We start from the raw sequence: 21480 nt of genomic DNA, 5'->3' as shown, positions 1-21480 counted from the left end.
TGAAGAACTAAGAATGAAGAATTTGCCCTGCGGCACGAATCCTTCTTTCCTAAATCTTCATCCCTGATTCTTCATTCTTCATTCTTAATTCTTCATTTAATATTATTATGATCGAAATCAACAACCTTAGCAAAGTATTCCGCACGTCGGAAGTAGAAACCGTCGCATTGAACCAAGTGAACCTCCATGTAGACGAGGGCGAATTTGTAGCCATCATGGGCCCGTCGGGCTGTGGCAAGTCCACCCTACTGAACATCCTCGGCCTGCTGGACAACCCCACCTCGGGCAGTTACAAGCTGCTGGGGCAGGAAGTAGCCAACCTTCACGAGAAGGACCGCACCCGCGTCCGCAAGGGCAAGATAGGCTTCGTCTTCCAGAGCTTCAACCTGATAGACGAGCTGAATGTCTTCGAGAACGTGGAGCTGCCATTGACCTACCTGGGCATCAAGGCCTCCGAACGCAAGCAGCGCGTGCACGACATCCTGAAGCGCATGGCCATCAGCCATCGGGCGCAGCACTTCCCCCAGCAGCTCTCGGGCGGACAGCAGCAGCGCGTGGCCATCGCCCGTGCCGTGGTGACCAACCCCAAGCTCATCCTTGCCGACGAGCCCACTGGTAACCTCGACTCGAAGAACGGCGCCGAGGTCATCAAGCTGCTGAGCGAACTGAACGGAGAGGGCACCACCATCATCATGGTGACCCACTCACAACACGACGCCTCCTTTGCCCATCGGACGGTGCATCTGTTTGATGGCAGTGTGGTGGCAAGCAACAGAAACCTATAAATAAATGAAGAATGAAGAACGAAGAATGAAGAATTTGCCCTGCGGCACGAATCCTTCTTTTCTCAATCTTCATTCTTAATTCTTCATTCTTAATTCTTCATTAAAATGAGACACCTATACTACACCCTACAGACCCTTCTCCGCGGCCATGGAGGCACCGCGGAGAAAATCATCTCCCTCACGCTGGGACTGGCGATGGGCGTGCTGCTCTTCGCGCAGATAGCTTACGAGCTGAGCTACGACCGCTTCTATCCGAATCCCGACACGCTCGTCATGCTGCGCATGAGAAACGTGACCAAGGGAGTGCCCGAACCCGGCTACAACTATAGTACCTACCGTCCTGCAGCAGCCGACCTCAGCGAGGCCTTCCCCGATCTGGTGGAGAGCGCCAGTCTGACTTCCAACTTATTTTGGGAACCTGCCTTCTACAAGGAGGACAAGAAGCTGGAGGACATCCAGATCCTCTTTGCCGACACGGCCTACTTCGCCACCACCGGCCTTCCCCTGCTGCAGGGCAACCCCAAGGACTTAGGAGTGCAGGGCAACGCCTTCATCTCCGAAAGCATGGCCCGCCGGCTCTATGGCGACGAAAGCCCCATCGGTAAGGTACTTTCCGTGGAGAAGCTGTTCGACGTCACCATCCGCGGCATCTATGCCGACGTGCCACGCAACAGCATCATGCCCCACGACCTGCTGCTCCCCATGGCTGCCCTGGACTGGGCCTACGGGCGGGGCACGTGGAACATGAACAACCTCTACGGCGTGCTGTTCCGCCTGAAGCAGCCTGCCGACGTGGACGCGATGAACAGCCGCATCCAGCAGGCGGTGGAGCAATACACTGACCCGCACCTGGGCGACGACGTGGTGACGGAGTACAGCGTCCTGCCCATCCACAAGGTTTACCGTTCTTATCCCGACAGCACGCGGCGGCTGGTCATCCTCGGCGTGCTGGGCTTCTCCATCTTCTTCGTGTCCATCCTGAACTACGTGCTGCGTGCCGTGGCCGCCATGAGCCGGCGAGCCAAGCTGGTGGGCGTGCACAAGTGCAGCGGCGCCGACGGCTGGCACATCCTCTCGATGTTCCTCTGGGAGACGGGGCTGCTGGTGACGGCCTCCATCCTTTGCGGCGGCGTACTGTTGTGGCTGCTGCGCGAGCAGGTGGAAGAGCTGTTGGGCAGCCGCCTGACCGACCTCTTCACCTGGCAGACGCTCTATGTGCCGCTGGGCACGGTGCTGCTGCTCTTCCTCGTAGCGGGCGTGGTGCCAGGGCGCATCTATGCCCGCATCCCTGTGACGCAAGTGTTCCGCCGCTACACCGACGGCAAGCGTTCGTGGAAGCGTGGATTGCTGACGGTGCAGTTCATCGGCGTGGCCTTCATCGGCGGCATGCTGCTGACCACCGTGTGGCAGTACCACGACCTGATGACCCGCAGCGTGGGTTTCCGTGCCGAAGGGCTGGCCGTGGGGACGGTGACGGGCAACATTGAGCGGGCGCAGGGCGTGGCCGACGCCATCCGCCGCGAGCCCTATGTGGAAGCCGTGGCAGGCAGTGGTACCAGTCTGCTGGCCCACTACAGCACCAACCGCCTGACCGACAATCAGGGCAACTTCATCTGCCCCCTGCACTTCACGCTGATGGACAAGGAGATGCCGCAGGTGACGGGCATGACCCTGCTCGAAGGCCACTGGCCGCAGCATCGGGGCGAAGCCGTCGTGGGCCGCACCACGGTAGAGACGTTGAAGTGGGGCGACACCGCCATCGGTCGCCAGCTGCCCATCGACCCCTCATGGGCAGGACTGGAAGAACCAGCCATCGTGACAGGCGTGGTGGAGAATGTGCGCAACATGGGCTTCTTCGCGAGCCAGACCTGCACCGCCTTTATCCTGAACGACCGTCTTCGCACCTTCAACGTCCGCCTGAAGGCTCCGCTGGACGAGAACCTGAAGCGTCTGAACGCCTTCGTCAAGTCCACTTATCCCGACCTGGCACTGGAGTTCACCACCTATCAGGACATCCGCCGCGAGCAGAACGCCAGCGTCTCCACCTTCCGCAACACCGTGTGGGTCACCACCGCCTGCATCATCCTCATCGTGCTGATGGGACTCATCGGCTACGTCAGCGACGAGACGCAGCGACGTTCCAAGGAGATAGCCATCCGCAAGGTGAACGGCGCCGAAGCCTTCGACATCCTGCGCCTGCTCTCGGTGGACATCCTCAAGATAGCCGTCCTGGCCGTCGCGGCAGGCATGGCCGCAGCGTGGTACGTCTCCGGCCAGTGGATGCAGCAGTTTGCCGACAGCCGCCTGCTCTCGCCCGCGTGGTACGCCCTGCTGGCCCTCCTGCTGCTGGTGCTGATTGTGGCCGTCGTAGTGCTGAAGGCCTGGCGCATCGCCAACGAGAATCCTGTGCTGAGCATCAAGAGCGAGTAGCTTGTCGATGTTGCCGGCCTTCCATGCGCCGATTGAATTTTGCCAATGAATCCTTTGTATGATAGTATATGAGACAGTTTTATTATACTCTACAAGCCCTGACCCATCAGCCTGGCGCAAACTTCGTCAAGGTCGTTTCGCTGGCCTTGGGACTGCTGGTATCAGTGTTCCTCTTCGCAAGAATCGCTTTCGAACTGAGTTACGACAACTTCTACCACGAGGCCGACAGGCTCTATCAGGTGAAGACAGGCTGGCTGAAGGGCGGCGTACCGCAAGGGGAGGAGTCGGTCTATACCCTGATGCCCATCCCCGGCACGATAGCCGCCTTACACCCCGACCGTGTGCAGGGGGGCACCGTCTGCTGTTCGCTCTTCGGTGACCGCTACCGCTTGGGCGAAAGGGAGGTACAGCTCGCCACCCTGATGGGCGATACCCTGTTCTTCTCCGTTCTGGGGCTGGACGTGCTGGAGGGAAATCCGCAGGACCTGGCTAACCCCGATGCGGTCTTCCTCTCCGAGGCGGGTGCCCGCCGCCTGTTCGGCGACGGGAGTCCCCTTGGCAAGACAGTGGGCTACAACATTCAGGGCAACCAAGTGACGCTGCTCGTCAAGGGCATCTTCCGCAACGTACCGCCGAACACTTCCCTCGAGAAGTGTCCCGAGGCCGTGGTTTCCTTTGCCGCCATCGGTCGGTATACGCAATGGGGGCAGGGATGGAACAGCGGGGGCAACTACAACGGCTACGTGCGCCTGCGCAGTCCGCAGGATGCCGCCTGGCTGAACGAACGCCTCTCGGCCGACATTGCCCGCCATCTGCCGCCCGACAGCGGGCTGGAGCTTTCCGTCCACCTCACTCCGCTGCGCGATGCGCACCTCAGCCTGCCCAAGGTGCGGCGGATGGTGGCCGTCATGGCTTTTCTGGGCATCGCGCTGCTGCTGGTCACGGCGTTCAACTACGTGCTCGTCTCCGTCGCCTCACTGACGCGGCGGGCCAAGGCCATCGGTGTGCACAAGTGCAGCGGCGCGGGTAGTGGGAGTATCTTCCGCCTGTTTCTGCTGGAGACGGCGGTGGTCGTGCTGCTCTCCCTCCTGCTGGCTGCTTTGCTGACCTTCCTTTTCCGCGACGGGATGGAGGAACTGGCCGGTGTGCCTCTCAGCGCACTGTTTGCTCCGTCCAACCTCTATGCGCCGCTGCTGGCGCTGGGCGTGCTGTTTGTGGTGGGCGGATGCCTGCCCGCCCTGTTGTTTGCCCGCATCCCTGTGACGCAAGTGTTCCGCCGCTATGCTGCCGGCCGCCGCGGATGGAAGCGGACGCTGCTCGTCATCCAGTTCACGGGGGCGGCCTTTGTGCTGGGCATGATGCTGGTCGTGGCCGTGCAGTATGTCCATCTGACAAGGCGCGACCGCGGATGGAACCCCGAGCGCGTAGCCTTCGTACAGCGGGGCATGACGGACGGCGACCAACTGTGTGCCCAGCTGCGCAATCTGCCCTATGTGCAGGCCGTGGCTTCGTCGCAGTGCACCATGCTGGGCTTTGTTTCCAACCGCCCCGTTTGTGACGCGCAGGGCAACGAGCTGTTCTATCCGCGCAATGCCTGGTTTACGGCCGATTACCTGCCCTTCATCGGCCTCCGCCTGAAGGAAGGGCACAATCTGACGGGCGACCGCCAACTGCTGGTGAACGAGGCCTTCTGCCGCAAGATAGGCTGGACGGACAGCCCCATCGGCCGGACGGTAAACGACTATGGTACGGTGGTGGGGCTGCTGGATGACTTCGCCTTTCCACTGGCTGCGGACGACGATACGCCTGTGCTGGTGGAGTGGTGTGAGGGTGTCGGCTTGGACGTCTCCGTGCGGCTGAAGGAGCCGTTCGATGATAACCTGCTCCGCCTGAATGCCGATATGGCCCGCATCTTTCCGCAGGCCGACTTGGCCTTCCGCTCCATGGAGCAGACGATGCGCAGTTATTCCGACTCCGTGCGCCTGTTCCGCAACGTCACGTTGCTGGCTTCCGTGGCCATCCTCTTTATCATCCTGCTGGGTCTGACGGGCTACGTGAACGATGAAATCCGTCTCCGCTCCAAGGAGATAGCCATCCGCAAGGTGAACGGGGCAGAGACAAGTGACATCCTGCGCCTCCTGCTGTGCGACGTGGCGTGGCTGTCGGTACCTTCGGTAGTTGTGGGTACGGCAGGCGCCTGGTGGGTCGGGCGGTTGTGGATGGAGCAGTTCCGTGACACTGCGGGCAGTCTGGTAGTCGTCTATATGGGGGCTGCCCTGTTGCTTCTGCTCCTCATCGCGGGTGTGGCTCTCAGCAAGGCCTGGCGCATCGCAAGGGAGAACCCAGTGCGGGGGCTCAGAAGCGAGTAGGCAGCGGTTAGTGGTTAGTGGTGAGGGGCGGCATCAGGCGATGGTTCTTGATGTACCACAGCAGGATGAGCACAGCCGTGACGAAGGCGAAGAAATCGCTGACCGGCATGCTGGCCCATACACCGTCCAGCCCCATGAACTGCGGGAAGACAAGCAGGCAGGGCAGCAGGTAGATGAGCTGGCGCGTGAGCGACATGAAGATACTGACCTTGGCCTTGCCGATGCTTTGGAAGAAATTGCCGATGACCATCTGGGCTCCGATGAGAGGGAAGATGGCTACGCAGATGCGCAGGCCATGGGCCGACATGCCGATGAGCGATTCGTCCGAAGTGAATACCGAAGCGACGGCATGGGGGAACAGCTCACAGATGACGAACCCGCTGGAGGTGATGCACACACCCGCAATGATACTCAGGCGCAGGGTACGCTTCACGCGGTCCAGCATGCGGGCACCGAAATTGTAGCCCACGATGGGCTGCATGCCCATCGTCAGTCCGATTACAATCATGACGTAGAGCATCAGCAGGCGGTTGATAATGCCGTAGGCGCCGATGGCCATGTCGCCTCCATGGTGTCGCAGGCTGTTGTTGATGAGGATGACGATGGCGCAGGCCGTGACGTTCATCAGGAACGGAGACATGCCGATGGAGAAGATGCTGCCCACGATGCGCCGCTCCAGTCGGTAGAAGTTGCGATGCAGGCGGATGGGGTTGGAACGCCGGAGGAAGTGGTTCAGTACCCACAACGTGCCGATGAACTGCGAGATGACCGTAGCCAGTGCTGCCCCCTGTATGCCCCAGCCGAACTGGAAAATGAAGAGGGGAGCGAGGATGATGTTGGACACCACGGTGGCAAGCGATGTCAGCATGGCCTTCTTCGGATGGCCCGTGGCACGCATAATGTGGTTCAGCCCGATCATGGTGTAGGTGATGGGCGTGCCCAGCAGAATGATCTGCATGAAGTCGCGGGCATAGGGCAGGGTATCGGTGCTGGCTCCGAAGAAGCGCAGAATGTCGTCGAGGAAGATGAACGTCAGTCCGCCGAACACCACGGCGTTGACAAGGCAGAGCATCAGCGTGTTGCCCAGCACCTTGTTCACCCCCTGCATGTCCTTCTGCCCCAGGCGGATGGACGAGATGGTGGAGCCGCCCGCCGAAACGAGGTTGCAGAAGGCCGCCGTCAGGTTCATCAGCGGGAAGGTGATGGCCAGGCCCGCGATGGCCATGGGGCCCACACCGTGGCCGATGAAGATGCTGTCGATGATGTTGTAGAGCGACACGATGGTCATGCTGATGATGGCGGGGATGGAATACTGCACGAGCAGCTTCCCGATGCGTTCGGTACCGAGTATGTGCGGATTGTTCATAAGCAGTCGTAATAAGGGGTTATCCGCTGCAAAGATAGTACAAACCGGGCGAAGAACAAAGCCGGAAACCTGTTTTCGGGCTTCTGCTCCAGAGGGAGGCAGCCCCGTCTTATCTTAGATAGATAGCAAAAAACTTGCAGGGTACGGATACTTTTCAGAACTTTGCAGCCGAATTTTGACACAGATAAAGTATGGATAACAACAAAAAGAATGTCGCCGTCCTCTTCGACTTTGACGGAGTGGTGGTAGACACCGAGACGCAATACAGTGTTTTCTGGCACCGTGTAGGCATGGACTATCTGGGTATGCCCGACTTGGAAGGACGCATCAAGGGACAGACCCTCACCTATATCTACAAGACTTTTTTCCCCGACATGACAGACAAGCAGGCGGAAATCACCGCCGCTCTCGACCGCTTCGAGCAGGAAATGGACTATCCTTTCATTCCCGGCGTGCTCGACTTTATGGACGACCTGCGCCGTCACGGTGTACGCACTGCGGTGGTCACCAGTTCCAACGACAAGAAGATGGCTGCCGTGCGACGGGTGCATCCCGACTTGGACAGCCTCTTCGACCGCATCCTGACGGCAGAGATGTTTACCGCCTCGAAACCTGCGCCCGACTGTTTCCTGCTGGGCATGCAAGTGCTTGGTTCCGAACCTGCAGACACATGGGTGTTTGAGGATTCGTTCAACGGCCTGCAGGCAGGCATGGCATCGGGAGCCAACGTCATCGGCTTGGCCACGACCAATCCGCGCAGTACCATCGCTCCGCTGTGCCACGCCGTGATAGACGACTTCCGAGGCTTCACGTACGAAAAGATGCTGAAAGTGAAGAAGCAATGAGAAAAAGCTGTAACTTTGCAATCGGTTTTGGAGAGATACTAACGCAGCTGTCACGCTGAGCGGAGCCGAAGCATCCGTACATGCCGGTACGGAACCCGTCGACAGGCTCAGGGTGACAAGAAAAGAACAATAACCCTTTAAAATATAAAGTAACAATGGCTGGATACATTTCAGACGACACACGTAAGGTGACTACTCATCGCCTCATAGAGATGAAGCAAAGAGGCGAAAAGATATCAATGCTGACGGCATACGACTACACCATGGCACAGATTGTGGACGGTGCGGGCGTAGACGTCATTCTGGTGGGCGACTCCGCCTCGAATGTCATGGCGGGCAACGTGACGACGCTGCCCATCACGCTGGACCAGATGATCTACCACGGCAAGTCGGTGGTACGCGGTGTGAAGCGTGCCATGGTGGTAGTGGACATGCCTTTCGGTTCCTACCAGGGCAACGAACTTGAAGGTCTGGCTTCGGCCATCCGCATCATGAAGGAAAGCCATGCCGATGCCCTGAAGCTGGAAGGCGGTGAAGAAATCATCGGCACTGTGAAGCGCATCTTGAGTGCAGGTATCCCCCTGATGGGCCATCTGGGCCTGATGCCGCAGAGCATCAACAAATATGGTACTTATACCGTCCGTGCCAAGGACGAGGCCGAAGCCGAGAAACTGGTACGTGATGCTCACCTGTTGGAGGAGGCCGGCTGCTTTGCCCTGGTGCTGGAGAAGATTCCTGCCTCCTTGGCTGCCCGTGTGGCCAGTGAGCTGACCATTCCCGTCATCGGTATCGGTGCCGGAGGTGAGGTGGACGGTCAGGTATTGGTATGCCAGGACATGCTGGGCATGAACAACGGTTTCCGCCCGCGCTTCCTGCGCCGCTATGCCGACCTCTATACGGTGATGACGGACGCCATCAGCCGCTACGTGTCCGATGTGAAGAATTTGGATTTCCCCAATGAAAAGGAACAGTACTGATGACCGGATGTTGACGCACGGGCTGCGAGCCATGTGTGCCGCCAACTTTCTGATGTATGCTTCGGTGTACATGTTGCTTGGCGTGCTTCCACTGGCTCTGGCCGATGATGTGGCGTGCATCTATCCGGCATTTCTGGTCGGCATGTTGCTGACAGGTCCTTTCCACGCCTATCTGGCCGATGCCTTCAAGCGGAAACACGTCCTGCTGTTGTCATACGCCGGCATCGGTGCGACGATGGCTGTGTCTTCGTATGCTTACGAGACCCATTATGTCTGGATAGCTTTGCTTCAGGGAGCTTGCTTTGCACTGGCTTCGGGAGCCGGAACGACCATCAGCATCGACATCACGCTATCGGGCCATCGTACGTCGGGCAACATGCTGTTTGCCTTTTGCGGACGGGTAGGGATGGTGGCCGGTCTGGCTGCGGGCGTGTGGGGCTTTGCTCACTATCCTTTGGCCTATCTGAGCTATGCATCGGCCCTGCTGTGCGTGGTGGCCATCTTGCTGGCTTCGTCCGTTTACGTTTCTTTCCGTGCTCCCATCGGGCTGAAACTGTGCAGCCTGGACCGCTTTTTCCTGGGACGTGCCTGGCTGCCAGCTCTCAATGTGGGGATACTGGCTTTCGCTTTCGGCATCATCGGTATGTTTCTGACGAGCTTGTCTGCTTCGTTGGGATGGTACTGGATGCTGCCCATGCTGGTGCTGCCGCTGCTCACTCCGATGTGGGTGAGGATGTTTGTCAAACTGTCGCACCACTGTCAGCGGGCCACGGGGAACATGACCTTCAACCTGCTGATGGATATGGGAATGATTGCAGGTATATGGACCATGTGCGTCATGAGCGGAATGGATGAAGTCCTGATAGACGAAGACACATTGGCAATGGGAGCCTTGGTACTGGCTGTGCTGATGTTTGTCTTGGCTACTCTTCCTTATTATAAGAGAAAACGGGTGAGATAAGGTATAAATACGATCAGCCCGACTACAATCGCCGCCAGAGCGCACACCAACACCGCTCCGGCGGCGATGTCTTTTACCTGCCCTGCCACGGGGTGGCGTTGCGGTGAAACAAGGTCCACCAGCCGCTCGATGGCGCTGTTGAAGAGTTCGGCGGCAATCACCAGGCCGATGCAGATGACTATGGCCGTCCATTCGCCCCGCGTGATGCTGAAGCCGAAGCCCGCCGCCACCACACAGACGGTGGCAATGAGGTGAAAACTGAGGTTCTGCTCTTTTCCTACACAGCTACGGATGCCCTGCCAGGCATAGCCGAAGCTGCGGAGCTGTTTCTTGAAGTCGTAGTGCATATATATAAATGAAGAATTAAGAATGAAGAATGAAGAGCGAAAACGGGCTATGACATTAATGGTAAATTCCACATTCTTTGTTCTTCATTCTTCATTTTTAAGTTTTAGTTTCTCGATACCTGCTTCACTCCTTTCACCGTCCGTAGCTTCTTGATGAGTGCTTCCAGACGGCCTGTGTCGCCCACCATGACGGTCAGCGTACCCGAGAAGAGGCCGTCGTTCGAGTTGATGCCGATGCTGCGCAGCGTGATGCCCGTCTCCTTCGAGATGATGGAAGTGATGTTGGTCACGATGCCGATGTCGTCGTGGCCCACCACGCGCAGGGTGATGGGGTATTGCGTGCCTTCGCCCTTGCCGGCCCAACGTGCTTTTACGATGCGATACCCGAAGCGGGCATGCAGCTCGGCAGCGTTGGGGCAGTCGCAGCGGTGTATCTTGATACCACCCGTCACACTGACGAAGCCGAACACGTCGTCACCATAGATGGGGTTACAGCACTTGGCCAGCTTGAAGTCGATGCCCTTCAGGTTCTGGTCGATGACGAGCACATCTTCCTTGCCCGAACCATCTTCCTGCGTCTGCGGCTGCAGGTTGTATTCCTCGGCACTGCGGTACTGCACCTCGTCGTGGAGTTCGTTCTCGCGTTTCTGCAGTTCCAGGTAGCGGTCGATGATGTCGTTCACGTCCAGTGCGCCGTCTGCAATGGCTTGGTAGAACTCCGTAACCACCTTGTAGCCCATGCGCTTGATGAGTCGCATCATTACGGCCTCGTCATAGTCTATCTTGCGGTTCTTGAACTTTCGCTCCAGCGTCTCACGGGCAAAGGCCGTCTGCCGGGAGGCCATTTCCTTCAACGCCTGGCGTATCTTGGTACGTGCCTTCGAGGTAGTGACGATGTTCAGCCAGTCCTGCTTGGGCGTCTGTGTGTTCGATGTCATGATTTCCACCTGGTCGCCGCTCTGCAGTATCTGCTTCAGCTGTACGTTGCGTCCGTTCACCTTGGCTCCGATGCACTTGCATCCCAGCTTGGTGTGGATGTGGAAGGCAAAGTCGAGCACCGTAGCTCCCTTGGGCAGCTTGAAGAGGTCGCCCTTGGGGGTGAAGACAAAGACTTCGTCCTCGTACAGGTCCATCTTGAAGCGGTCCATCACTTCCAGGTCGTTGTCCGAACTTTCGAGCGCTTCGCGCACCGAGGTCAGCCATTCGTCCAGCCCGGTTTCACCCTTGATGCCCTTGTAGCGCCAGTGGGCTGCCAGACCGCGTTCGGCAATCTCGTCCATGCGTTCGGTACGTATCTGTACTTCTACCCACTTGCCTTCAGGACCCATAACGGTGATGTGCAGCGACTCATAGCCGTTGCTCTTCGGTACGGACAGCCAGTCGCGCAGACGTTTTGGGTTGGGCTGGTACATGTCCGTCACGATGGAGTAGGCCTGCCAGCATTCCAGTTTTTCCTTCTCCAGCGGAGAGTCGAGGATGATGCGGATGGCAAACAGGTCGTACACGCCTTCGAAGGGGCACTTCTGCTTCTTCATCTTCTGGTAGATGGAATGGATGGACTTGGTTCGTCCCTTGATGTGGAACTTCAGTCCGGCTTCTTCCAACTTCTTCTGTACCGGAGCAATGAAGGCAGCTATGTAGCGGTCGCGGGCGGCCTTGGTAGCGTTCAGCTTGTCCTTGATGTGGTAATAGACGTCATGTTCGGTATATTTCAGGGATAGGTCCTCCAATTCCGACTTCAGCTTGTAGAGACCCAGCTTGTGGGCCAGCGGAGCATACAGATAGGCCGCTTCGTTGGCGGCCCGACGACGTGCCTCGTCGTTTTCCGCATCCTTGATCTGACGCATGACGTTCACGCGGTCGGCAATCATGATGAGGATGACGCGCATGTCTTCGGCAAAGGAGAGAAGCAGATTGCGGAAGTTCTCCGATTCGATGGTCGGGCTTTTGGCATAGAGCTCGTTCACACGGATCAGTCCCCGGATGATGCCCGCCACGTCTTCACCGTATTCGCGGTGAATGTCTTCGGCTGTACACTGTCCGCTCCTCACCACTTCGTGGAGCATCAGTGCCAGGATGGATGCACGTCGCATCCCTATTTCTTCAGCCACAATAACGGCTGTCTGCATATCCTTGATGACAGGATTCAGTCCGAACACGTCGCGTTGCAGTCCGTTGGAAGCGGCGCAGGCCACCAGATGGGCTTTCAGTTTGCGGCAGTCACCCGGCGACAGGGTATCGCCCGACAATTGTAACAGCTTGCGGTAGAGGGGGATAAGCATCTGCTTCTCTTCCTCTGTGAAGAAAGGGTTTGTGTTCATAACGTGTTCTTTTTGATGGTTACAAGTGCAAAGTTAGTATTCTTTGTCACATTTCCTGCGGTTTTGCAAGATTTTTATAAAAAAGGAAACACCCTACAATTCATTATAGGCAGGCACATCGGGCAGGAACAGGTACCGTCCGCCGGCATAGTCCATGCGGCAGCAATAGTGCTGGAGGCCGTTGCTCACAATGAGATAATCCACTTTCAGCACCATATTGTAGCGGGTAATCTGGTCGAAGACGGCTTGGGTAATCTGAATGTCGGGGGCCTTGTACTCCACAATCATGCGGGCCGACAGGTCGCGGCGGTAGAGGACGGTATCGCATCGCTTCCGTGTGCCGTTGAGCTGTACCTGTACCTCGTTGGCCATCAGCGTCTGCGGGTATCCTTTGTGGGCAATGAGGAAATGGACGAAGTGCTGGCGTACCCATTCTTCGGGCGTCAGGGCAACATAACGGCGGCGGATGGCGTCGAATATCATCCGTCTGCCGTCGCGTACGGCAATCTTGGCATCAAAGGCGGGCAGGTTCAGTGAAAGCATGACTTTTCTATTCTTTATTGTAAATTGCACAAAGGTACAAAAAAGGGTGATTTTTTTGGTTATATACAAAATATAATCGTCAAAGTTGATTGGAATCAGTTGGAATAAGATATATTTGTCGTAAGGTTATGAATCTTTGGATTATAAATTTTGAATGATGGCAATAAAAATCAGTACAAAAACTACAGCAGATACGTTAATATCGAAAAGTCATTGGTGGGGCTTCCCAGACTTGCCGGATGGGATGGATTTCCCTACCATGTCCAGTAACGCAGGTGAAAGATGCAATGAAAATGAAGGGGAGGATTTGCTGACTTTCATTTGTCAGATTAAACTGGAAGATATTGCTCCATTCGATTCTGCAAACCTGCTTCCACATCAGGGAATGTTGTACTTTTTTGCCTCACTTGATTATTTCTTAGGCGATTTGGAAGCCTTCGTGGAATGTATTGGATTTTGGCCGGAAAGTAGTTATAAAGTCATTTATGTACCTGCCGCAGACGGACTGCATACCCACAAAGTGGTTTGGTCAGACGGTACGGACGCTTGCTTGCCCGCTGAATCTATGTGTTTTGAAAAAGCCGGAGAGTATGACGACAACCATAAACTTTTGGGCATGCCATTCTTTGGAGAAGTGCGTGATGAAGCCCCCAATTATCTTTCTTTGCTTCAGATTGATGAAGATGAACGTTGGGGACTGCGTTTTTATGATTGTGGTATGCTGAATTTCCTGATTTCGAAAGAAGACCTTGCAGCGAAGAGATTTGATAAGGTCAAATTGTATTTCCATAGTTTGTAGCACAATACACTATTCTTGAAGCCGTTATGTTCAATAGAAACAATCAGAATGTGGAAGAACACGTTTCACAAGAATAGTAAACGTACAAAAAAGAAGGTGTGCCAAAATGAAGAAACACGAACATGCTGCATGTGCTCCTGTTTTGATACACCTTCTTTTTTAAAGCATTTTACCGGCTTTGCTAAAATTTGTCGGCCAGCGCTGCTGCCTGACGACAGCCGTCTGTCTTGTCAATGTCTCCAATGTTCAATACACCAGGTACGAGCACTTCACCAACCATATCCCATTTCAGCAAAGCGGCTGAACGCTCGACCGGAATGCGCACTCCGTCCATAACCGTGGCATCTTCTTCCTCGCAGCAGGTAATCAACGCACATTTCTTTCCGGCGACATCCTTGCCGCCCACTACGAGTGAAAAGATACGATCTATCACGCCCTTGATCTGCGCCGGTATGGAATACCAATAGACAGGCATGGTAAAAACTACTGCATCTGCCTCCAGAATGGCGGGAGCTATCAGATTGAAATCATCGTCGAACGAGCAGGCCTTGCCCGTCCTATAACAGGTCATGCAGGCATGGCAACCACCGATTTTCAAATATGCGGCATCGAAACGCCGGACGGTGTGTCCCTGCTGTTCAGCTTCTTTTATGAATGCATCGGTCATGGCAAAACTGTTCCCGTTCTTTCGTGGGCTGCCCGTAATCACTACAATTTTCATATTCGGTTCCTCCTTCTATTTTATTTGCAAATGGTGTTCGAATTCTGGTTGTAAGCCTTGGCCACGCACTTCCATTCTCCATCCATCTTCATCAGCAGCAGATAGTCGGTAAAGTCAATGCGTCCGCCCCATTTTTCTTCCAGCACACGGACAACGGCCAGCGTTTCTTCTACATCCACCACATCGATGCGCGCCTTGAAATCCTGTCCTGCACCTACGGTGTCCACATTATGATAGAATTGCTGAATACTGCCGTGCTCCAGTTTTCCGTCCAGATAGCCGAACAAGACGGCTTCGTCGATGAACAGTTCTTTGGCATAACTGCTGTTGCCTTCGGCTACACTTTTCACAAACTTCATGGCTGCCTTCTCCACAGCCTCATACTCTTCGATACTTGCTCTCATGATGACAATCGTTTTAACGGGTTAATAACTGCTGCAAAAGTACGGGGTAAGACCGGGCTGTGCAAGTACCGAAAAATTATTCATATACCGAAAATTTATTCGGTATATCCCAGTATAAGGGAGTTATCGCTATCTTTGTGTCCGAATCAATGATAGAGAACAAAATTATGTATGAAAGAAAAATTCCCGTTGACTTGGACTGCCCTTTACGCCTGACCATGAGTCTGATAGACTCCAAATGGAAATCGTGTATTCTGGACGAACTGCGTCATCGTCCTTTGCGTCCCAGTGAGCTCCATAAACTGTTCCCCGAGGCTACTCCCCGCGTGCTGGACATTCAGCTGAAGGAACTGGTGAAGGACGGACTGGTGTCCAAAACCATCTTTCCCGAGTTGCCGCCACGTTCCGAATATGCCATTACGCCGCTGGGGCAGACCCTCATCCCGATTATCGACGCCATGATAGAGTGGGGCAACCGGAATGCGGATCTGTTTGAGCGGAAATACGGGAAGAAGGAAGAGAAAGGACAATGAGTGCGGAATAATCATTTCCTCAGCCGTATTTTTTCGTGATAGAAGTAATTCACCAGTACGGGCTTTCCTTTTTCCGAACGTCCATAGGGCAGATCGTTCACCCGATAGGGATAGCCCTGCTCTGCAGCGTATGCCGAGATTTCCTTCTCCAGGCTCTGCCAGTAGTCGGACCGCTTCCGGTTGTAGATGTCTTCGTACAGGGGGACGAGCGACGGATGCTTTTCACAGATGTAGTCCATGATGACACCTTTGAACTGACCGCGCAGATTGAGGTTCTCCAGCCAGACGAGGTCGGCAAAATCCTTAACACGCTCTATGATGGCCTTAACATCGGTTATGCCGGGAAAGATGGGCGAAACGAAGCATACGGTGCGGATGCCTGCCTCGTACGTTTGGCGCATGGCTGCCAGTCTGCGTTCGATGCTCACGGCACGGTCCATGTCGCTGCGGAACTGCTCGTCGAGGGTGTTGACCGACCACGAAACGGTCACCTTAGGGAACCGCTTCAGCAGGTCCAGGTCGCGCAAGACCAGATCGGATTTTGTGCAGATCATGATTTCAGCCTGCGTTCCCTTCAGTTCCTCAAGCAGCCGACGCGTATTGCCGAACTCGGCTTCATAAGGATTGTAGCCGTCCGTCACCGAACCGATGACAATCCGCTGGCCGTCATACTTATGCGGATTGCCGACGGGCTTCCAGCGCTTGACGTCCAGAAACGTTCCCCAGGCTTCAGTATGCCCGGTGAAGCGCTTCATGAACGAAGCGTAACAATACTTGCAGGCGTGCGGGCAGCCCACATACGGATTGACCGAATATCCTCCGACTGGCAGAGATGACTTGGTCATGACGCTCTGTACGTTGATTGTTCTGATAATTTCTGTATTCATTGTATGCGTTTGATAAATTGTTCCGGAAGTTCCTGAACCATCCTTTCTTCGCCCATGATAGGTAGCAAATCTTCTTTCATAAACACGGGTATTCCTTGTGCTTTGGCTTGGTCGGCGATGTGAAGCACCCATTCGGGACGGGAATCCACCTTGCCTTTCCGATGTCCTGTTTCCGTGCCTATGACAATCCAATCGATGCCCTCAAAATCAATCTCGCCGATTTCATCAAAGATAGGTTCAAAAGTGACGTGGTAGTGTTTTGCCTTGATGTTTCTTCTCAAATCGTCCAGTCTCTTTTTTTCGGAATTGCGCGTGACTGTCACGCCCATCCAGACATTTTCGTCATCCGTAGAAAAACGAACCTTATCCGGACGTTTCGTCAGGAAGATATAAGCGTGTTGCGGATTGTTTTTCATCCTCCCGAAAATCTCAGCGTTCCATTCAGGCTTCCAATCGGAGAAGTCACTCATTCCGGTCATCAGCCATACGTGAGGCTTGGGCGTATCGATGATGTGCAGCTTTCGCTCCATATATTCCGGTACGGAAAAGTCGTCCGTGATATGGAAGCGGCGACAGTTATTGCGGGCATAGCAGTAGCTGCACCCGATGGTGCAGCCTACCACTATGTTCATATTCTTTATAAGAGATTTGATGCAGACACTCATAACGTAATCTTTTCTCCGTCCTTTGGTATAATCAGCCGACTCATATCTGCCCCGTGGTGACGCGCTTCGTTACGCAGGATTTCGCGTGTTGTCTGGCAATGGCCGATGGCATCCATGTGCACGGCTATCAGTTTGATGTGTTCGGGGAGTGCATCGAGCATCGCCATCACTTCTTGCTCATCAGGAATAATGGGACCGTCAGTCTTGGAAAATGGAGGTAATATGGCTCCACCGCTATTTACCACGATGTATGCAGGATTATGTTGTTTTACGGCTTTTTGGGTTGCTTCGTTCCATATACAATCTCCCATGATGTAAAGCGTAGGCTGCCCTTGGGCTTTGAGAACATAGCCTGAAGAAGCTCCCATCATTTCTGCTAATTTTCCTCTGCCATGAGAGCCTGTGATACGTACTATTGTCAAATTACCTGTTTGCAGGCTATCCACTATGGCTGTTGTATGTATAAATTTGTCTTTTACCGCTACCGAATCATAATCGGCCGGTTGTACATACCAAGGCATTGATTTAGAAATCATTTTTTTTGCTGCATCGTCATAATGGTCAATGTGTGCATGGGTCAGTAACACGCAATCCAGATTCTCGAGTATTTCCGTCATAGGCATAGAGAGGTGGACACGCGGATTTTTATTTACTTTCAATGCAGATACCGAACTTCCTTTTTCACCCAATAGGGGATCTAAAAGGATTGTTTTCCCACTATATTGTATTTTAAGCGTTGCATTCCGAATCAGGCGCACGGTATTTTGTGCATTCAACGTTGTAGCAGTCATTAAACTTGCAAGAAATAGAAATAGAATTTTCTTCATTTTTAGAATAGGATTAAAATTATTGTTACGGGTACAAAGGTCGGGATAATGGCGAGAAGGTTATATACCAAAACAAAGTAAAGATATGCCATTTTGATAAAAGAATAGTGTATATTTGCAGAAAGCAAAAACAAGAGGAATGAAAGCAATAGTCAACCCAGAAAGGCTGGTCAGCGTTCCGTTCAGCAAAACGCAGTGCGGCGTAGACTTCTATATTAACACAGGCGAGAGCAAGGATATTTGCGGTGTCTTGACTGAGCATAGGACGTTCAAGACGGATTTTTTCAGTTTTTATTTCTTCCGTCGTGCCAATGGGTATGTATTGCTGAACTTCCGTAAAGTGGAGTTGCAGGATGATATGGTATTGCTTCTGTCGCCCCATCAGCAACAGGAATGGCACGTGGACGAGGCGGCTTTGGACTACACGTTTCTCATCTTCCGCGAAGACTTCATGCGCACGTTCATTGCCGACAAGTTTTTTGCTTACCGCCTGCTGTATTGCTACCAGACTGATACTCCTCCTTATCTGTCACCCGTATCTGAACCGTTGTTTCTGGAGTGCAAGCAACTGTTAGGAAAAATCAAGCAGGAACTGCAACATCCCACTGCCGACAGCTATAATCTGATTGTATCTTTACTGTATTACTTGTTGCTGGTAATCAACCGTGAATACGCTTCGGTCTACCGCCTGCCGGTCGACGTACCCAAGAACCATTACGCCTATCAGTTCAAGGACCTGCTCGAACGGCATATCTACGACGTGCAGCGGGTTGCCGAATATGCCGAGATGATGCACGTCAGCCGCGTTACCCTGAACAATGCAGTGGTGGCCCAGTTCGGCGTTTCCGCCAATCACCTGCTGAAACAACGGCTGTTGGAAGCCCTGAAGAACGATTTGCTTTTCACAGACTGCACTGTCAGCCAGCTGGCCGACAAATTCCATTTTTCGGATCCGAGCCATCTGATGCGTTTCTTCAAGCAGCAGACCGGTAAAACCTGCTCCCAATACCAGTCGGACTATAAAAATGGGGTGTACGAATGATGTAAGACGATGCTGGGCGTAAATTGTACATGACTTTTACATTCTACAGAAAAATAGATTGTATGATTGATAACGGATTACAGTGTCATTGCAAGCGTGAACAGTAGTTCACGTCCACGCAGTTTGTAATTATAGCTGTAGGTATTGATAGAATTGTATATCGTATAGCTATATGAATCTTGGTTTAACGCGTTTTGCAAGCTCAGATTAAACCTGAAAGCCTTGAACAGCCAGGTTATGTCAAAATCAAGCAGGCCCGTCGTTTTACTCTGATTTTCGCTTAGATCCTTTTTTACGATGTCTGATGAAGCGGACAAGATGAGGGACTGTACCGGTGTGATTTTTAATGAGATTTTATGTACCTGCGACCAATAACTTCTCTTGATGTCCTCATGGCTCAAGAAAGTTTTGCTTATTTCACCGGAATAGTCCAATTCGACATATTTGCAGGGCTGTGAAGTCACTGTCGGGGAAATGCCGGCACTTTGCCAAGAATAGGTTGTGAGCAAGTTGTTCTGCTCTGCCTGTTGCTGTCTCCATATATACAGTCCATTTAATGAAATTTTTGTCTTGATGGATTCAATTTGTTTGGTAATGCCGAGTTGTGCCGTTGTGTTATGGGTATTGTTGGGCATGTATAGGTAAGTCGACTGAATCAAGTCTGATGCTACCTTCTGGGATGTCAGCAGATTGCTGTGCTCACGTTGGTACATGATGTCAGCATTTACAAACCACATGTCCAATGGTATCTTATAGTCATAGTGCAGGTTTGCCATCAACGATTGATTGTCCTGCAGAATGCCGGAACTGATTTTTTGAGTTGTGTTGTCCGTCTGCACCGGGGATGTCAGGAAGTCCAGGATGTCCCCAAAGTTTCGTGTATAGGCTACTTGCGTTCTGAATGTAGAACGGCTGCTGACTTTATAGTTGAAATAAATTCCGGGGCATACGGAAAAGAAGCTGAATTTATCTTTTTCATTCTGTATGTGGTTCCTGTTGTAGATGTAATCCATCCGCATCGGTACGTCGGCCCGAAAGACATATATGCGTTTCGGATGGGTATATTCATACCGCGGAGCAAAAGCAACGCTCAATTTACCTTCAGCCATATCGTTCTTATTGTCTGTATTGTCCCGGTAGGACCGTAAATCAGTTTGCATTTTATCTGCCGAATAGTTCAGTGACAGTGGGAGATAAAAACGTGAGTTCTTGAAATCATAAATCGCAGACAGGAGATTCTTGGTCTGAAAGCTCAAGCTGTTTGCACTTTGATGAATGTCGTTTCCTTCGTTTGTGACAGTCAGCCTGACTTGTGGCGTGTTGAATAACAGCACGGATGATGACAGCCTCCAGCGCAGTTTCTTCCTGCGCCAGCTATATGAAAAATTATTTCCTACATAGTAGTCACGCATGGACTGTTGTTGCATAAGTGCCTGGCCGTTTTCCGTAGTCGGCAAGTCGTTGCGTAGGAATGTGGCCTTGCCAAATAGAGAATTGTTAAGATAGCTTGTCGATGCATTGTTTTTATAAACGATGGAGAAACTGGGGGCATGACTGGCGGACAGCGAATTTATACCTTGGTCGATGATTATATTCTCATCTCCGTCATAGAAGTTGCGTTGGATGTCATAATCATATTGGCTTTTGGAATAGCTGTAATCGACGTTTCCCCGCAAGGTGGCTGTTTCTGTTATTTTTTGGATAAAATTGACTGAAAACATGCGTTCGGCAGGTGAGGCATACCGGTCTTGGTCCAGCGGTGGAGTGGAAGTCGATAGATTGCCCATCAGTTTTTCAGCCTTGGACTCTTCTTCGATTCCCCCGAAAAGGGAAGCCGCTTCATCTGAAGCGAATGAATGTACGTTCCCGATTTTCAATGTGGCAATGGTCTGGAACTTGGGCTTGAAAAGCATGCCGGCCCCGCTTGCCTGATATAGCCAGTCGTCACCATACCCGACAGATCCTTCATACGTTCCAATGGGTTTAAAACGTGCGTTGTTGTTCATGTGGATGTTTATGGCCACGTCATCTGAAAAAATATCCTTATTCATGTTGACGGCCTGATGGTTGTTCAGCACCTGAACCGAATTTACATACGAGGCAGGTATGTTTGTCGTCGCAATGTTATATTTCCCGCCAAGCAAATCCAGACCGTCAATGTAAAAGTTTGAGATATCTTTCCCCAGGTACTTGATGTTGCCTGATTTTTCCACGTCTATGCCTGGAAGTTTTTTCAGCGCGTCTTTCAATGTATAGTCACTTTGGGTGGTGTATGCAGAAAGATGAAAGGACAAGGTATCACCGCGCTGGTAGATGGCCGGGGCCTTTACGACCACTTCTTTCAATTCCGTCGCTTTTTCTTTCATGGTAATGTTGCAGGTCTGGGACATATTCAAAATTTCGTTTTCCACAGATTCATATCCCATCGACTCGGCAATCAGCTTGACCTTTTTTGAACCTGTATGAAAGGCAACATTAAAATGTCCCTTGTCAGAAATTGCATAGGCAATGACGGTGCTGTCCGCAGAAATTTTGATGATCGCACCGTCGATGCCTGCGCCGGAAACATCTCTAAGCATTCCTTCTACCCGGCTTTGAGAAAAAGCAATGCCTGTAATAACGCAAAATAATATACTGAAGAATAAACGCATAGTCAAA

Annotated in this window: 19 protein-coding genes; 9 read left to right on the top strand and 10 right to left on the bottom strand. The window is 53.0% G+C overall.

From position 1 onward, the window contains the following. Positions 1-107: 107 nt before the first annotated feature. The 3 genes from BQ7483_RS03675 to BQ7483_RS03665 all read left to right on the top strand — a co-directional run bounded on the left by BQ7483_RS03675 (position 108) and on the right by BQ7483_RS03665 (position 5584). Positions 108-785 (top strand): ABC transporter ATP-binding protein, encoded by a 678-nt coding sequence (locus tag BQ7483_RS03675; protein ID WP_072544846.1) that lies wholly within the window; start codon positions 108-110, stop codon positions 783-785. A gap of 105 nt (positions 786-890) precedes the next feature. Then, positions 891-3215 carry an ABC transporter permease gene (locus tag BQ7483_RS03670; protein WP_072544845.1) on the top strand — a complete coding sequence of 775 codons (2325 nt, stop codon included), beginning with the start codon at positions 891-893 and terminating at the stop codon, positions 3213-3215. A 68-nt stretch (positions 3216-3283) separates the two neighbouring features. Continuing rightward, on the top strand, positions 3284-5584 hold the full coding sequence (locus BQ7483_RS03665; protein ID WP_072544844.1) for an FtsX-like permease family protein: 2301 nt from the start codon (positions 3284-3286) through the stop codon (positions 5582-5584). A gap of 7 nt (positions 5585-5591) precedes the next feature. On the opposite strand, the gene BQ7483_RS03660 is transcribed toward BQ7483_RS03665, so the two are convergent. Further along, entirely contained in the window at positions 5592-6950 is a 1359-nt protein-coding gene (locus tag BQ7483_RS03660; protein WP_072544843.1) for an MATE family efflux transporter, read from the bottom strand. A gap of 191 nt (positions 6951-7141) precedes the next feature. Between BQ7483_RS03660 and BQ7483_RS03655 the strand changes: the two genes are divergently transcribed. The 3 genes from BQ7483_RS03655 (at position 7142) to BQ7483_RS03645 (ending at position 9733) form a co-directional block, all read left to right on the top strand. Then, the gene (locus tag BQ7483_RS03655) at positions 7142-7795 is read left to right on the top strand and encodes an HAD family hydrolase (RefSeq protein ID WP_072544842.1); all 654 of its coding nucleotides are present in this window, start codon (positions 7142-7144) and stop codon (positions 7793-7795) included. 155 nt (positions 7796-7950) lie between these two features. Further along, positions 7951-8772, top strand: coding sequence for a 3-methyl-2-oxobutanoate hydroxymethyltransferase (gene panB, locus BQ7483_RS03650; RefSeq protein WP_072544841.1), 822 nt, complete (start codon positions 7951-7953; stop codon positions 8770-8772). After that, positions 8753-9733: an MFS transporter gene (locus BQ7483_RS03645; RefSeq protein ID WP_072544840.1), complete on the top strand. Its 981-nt coding sequence runs from the start codon at positions 8753-8755 to the stop codon at positions 9731-9733. Before panB ends, BQ7483_RS03645 begins: the two co-directional genes overlap by 20 nt. Here BQ7483_RS03645 and BQ7483_RS03640 read toward each other — a convergent pair. The 3 genes from BQ7483_RS03640 to BQ7483_RS03630 all read right to left on the bottom strand — a co-directional run bounded on the left by BQ7483_RS03640 (position 9709) and on the right by BQ7483_RS03630 (position 12944). Further along, positions 9709-10080 carry a diacylglycerol kinase family protein gene (locus tag BQ7483_RS03640; protein ID WP_072544996.1) on the bottom strand — a complete coding sequence of 124 codons (372 nt, stop codon included), beginning with the start codon at positions 10078-10080 and terminating at the stop codon, positions 9709-9711. The genes BQ7483_RS03645 and BQ7483_RS03640 overlap by 25 nt on opposite strands. Positions 10081-10184: 104 nt before the next feature. Beyond that, positions 10185-12401, bottom strand: coding sequence for a RelA/SpoT family protein (locus tag BQ7483_RS03635; protein WP_022019918.1), 2217 nt, complete (start codon positions 12399-12401; stop codon positions 10185-10187). Positions 12402-12494: 93 nt separating this feature from the next. Then, positions 12495-12944 (bottom strand): type I restriction enzyme HsdR N-terminal domain-containing protein, encoded by a 450-nt coding sequence (locus BQ7483_RS03630; protein ID WP_022019917.1) that lies wholly within the window; start codon positions 12942-12944, stop codon positions 12495-12497. Between the two features lie 154 nt (positions 12945-13098). Between BQ7483_RS03630 and BQ7483_RS03625 the strand changes: the two genes are divergently transcribed. After that, a complete protein-coding gene (locus BQ7483_RS03625) occupies positions 13099-13743 on the top strand; it encodes a DUF1963 domain-containing protein (protein WP_072544839.1) in 645 nt (214 codons plus the stop codon). A 181-nt stretch (positions 13744-13924) separates the two neighbouring features. Here the strand turns inward: BQ7483_RS03625 and BQ7483_RS03620 are convergent, their stop codons facing one another. Both BQ7483_RS03620 and BQ7483_RS03615 read right to left on the bottom strand, forming a co-directional pair. Beyond that, positions 13925-14464 (bottom strand): flavodoxin family protein, encoded by a 540-nt coding sequence (locus tag BQ7483_RS03620; RefSeq protein WP_072544838.1) that lies wholly within the window; start codon positions 14462-14464, stop codon positions 13925-13927. Between the two features lie 20 nt (positions 14465-14484). Further along, positions 14485-14868, bottom strand: coding sequence for a nuclear transport factor 2 family protein (locus tag BQ7483_RS03615; RefSeq protein ID WP_072544837.1), 384 nt, complete (start codon positions 14866-14868; stop codon positions 14485-14487). Positions 14869-15035: 167 nt separating this feature from the next. Between BQ7483_RS03615 and BQ7483_RS03610 the strand changes: the two genes are divergently transcribed. Further along, positions 15036-15401 carry a winged helix-turn-helix transcriptional regulator gene (locus tag BQ7483_RS03610; RefSeq protein ID WP_072544836.1) on the top strand — a complete coding sequence of 122 codons (366 nt, stop codon included), beginning with the start codon at positions 15036-15038 and terminating at the stop codon, positions 15399-15401. An 11-nt stretch (positions 15402-15412) separates the two neighbouring features. On the opposite strand, the gene BQ7483_RS03605 is transcribed toward BQ7483_RS03610, so the two are convergent. Genes BQ7483_RS03605 through BQ7483_RS03595 form a run of 3 tightly spaced genes read right to left on the bottom strand, consistent with a single transcriptional unit; the run spans position 15413 to position 17729 of the window. Beyond that, positions 15413-16288, bottom strand: coding sequence for a radical SAM mobile pair protein B (locus BQ7483_RS03605; RefSeq protein WP_072544835.1), 876 nt, complete (start codon positions 16286-16288; stop codon positions 15413-15415). Then, a complete protein-coding gene (locus BQ7483_RS03600) occupies positions 16285-16953 on the bottom strand; it encodes a radical SAM mobile pair protein A (RefSeq protein WP_072544834.1) in 669 nt (222 codons plus the stop codon). Before BQ7483_RS03600 ends, BQ7483_RS03605 begins: the two co-directional genes overlap by 4 nt. After that, positions 16950-17729, bottom strand: a complete 780-nt coding sequence (locus BQ7483_RS03595; RefSeq protein WP_139247531.1) for an MBL fold metallo-hydrolase — start codon at positions 17727-17729, stop codon at positions 16950-16952. Before BQ7483_RS03595 ends, BQ7483_RS03600 begins: the two co-directional genes overlap by 4 nt. 190 nt (positions 17730-17919) lie before the next feature. Here BQ7483_RS03595 and BQ7483_RS03590 point away from each other — a divergent pair, with 190 nt between their 5' ends. Continuing rightward, positions 17920-18822, top strand: coding sequence for a helix-turn-helix domain-containing protein (locus BQ7483_RS03590; RefSeq protein WP_072544833.1), 903 nt, complete (start codon positions 17920-17922; stop codon positions 18820-18822). A gap of 77 nt (positions 18823-18899) precedes the next feature. On the opposite strand, the gene BQ7483_RS03585 is transcribed toward BQ7483_RS03590, so the two are convergent. Then, positions 18900-21473 carry a hypothetical protein gene (locus tag BQ7483_RS03585; protein WP_235847296.1) on the bottom strand — a complete coding sequence of 858 codons (2574 nt, stop codon included), beginning with the start codon at positions 21471-21473 and terminating at the stop codon, positions 18900-18902. Positions 21474-21480: the final 7 nt, after the last annotated feature.

Origin of the sequence: Mediterranea massiliensis (assembly GCF_900128475.1) — a bacterium.
Classification (GTDB): domain Bacteria; phylum Bacteroidota; class Bacteroidia; order Bacteroidales; family Bacteroidaceae; genus Bacteroides; species Bacteroides massiliensis_E.
Note: the sequence above shows the minus strand (reverse complement) of the source record. Positions and strands in the feature narration are given on the sequence as shown.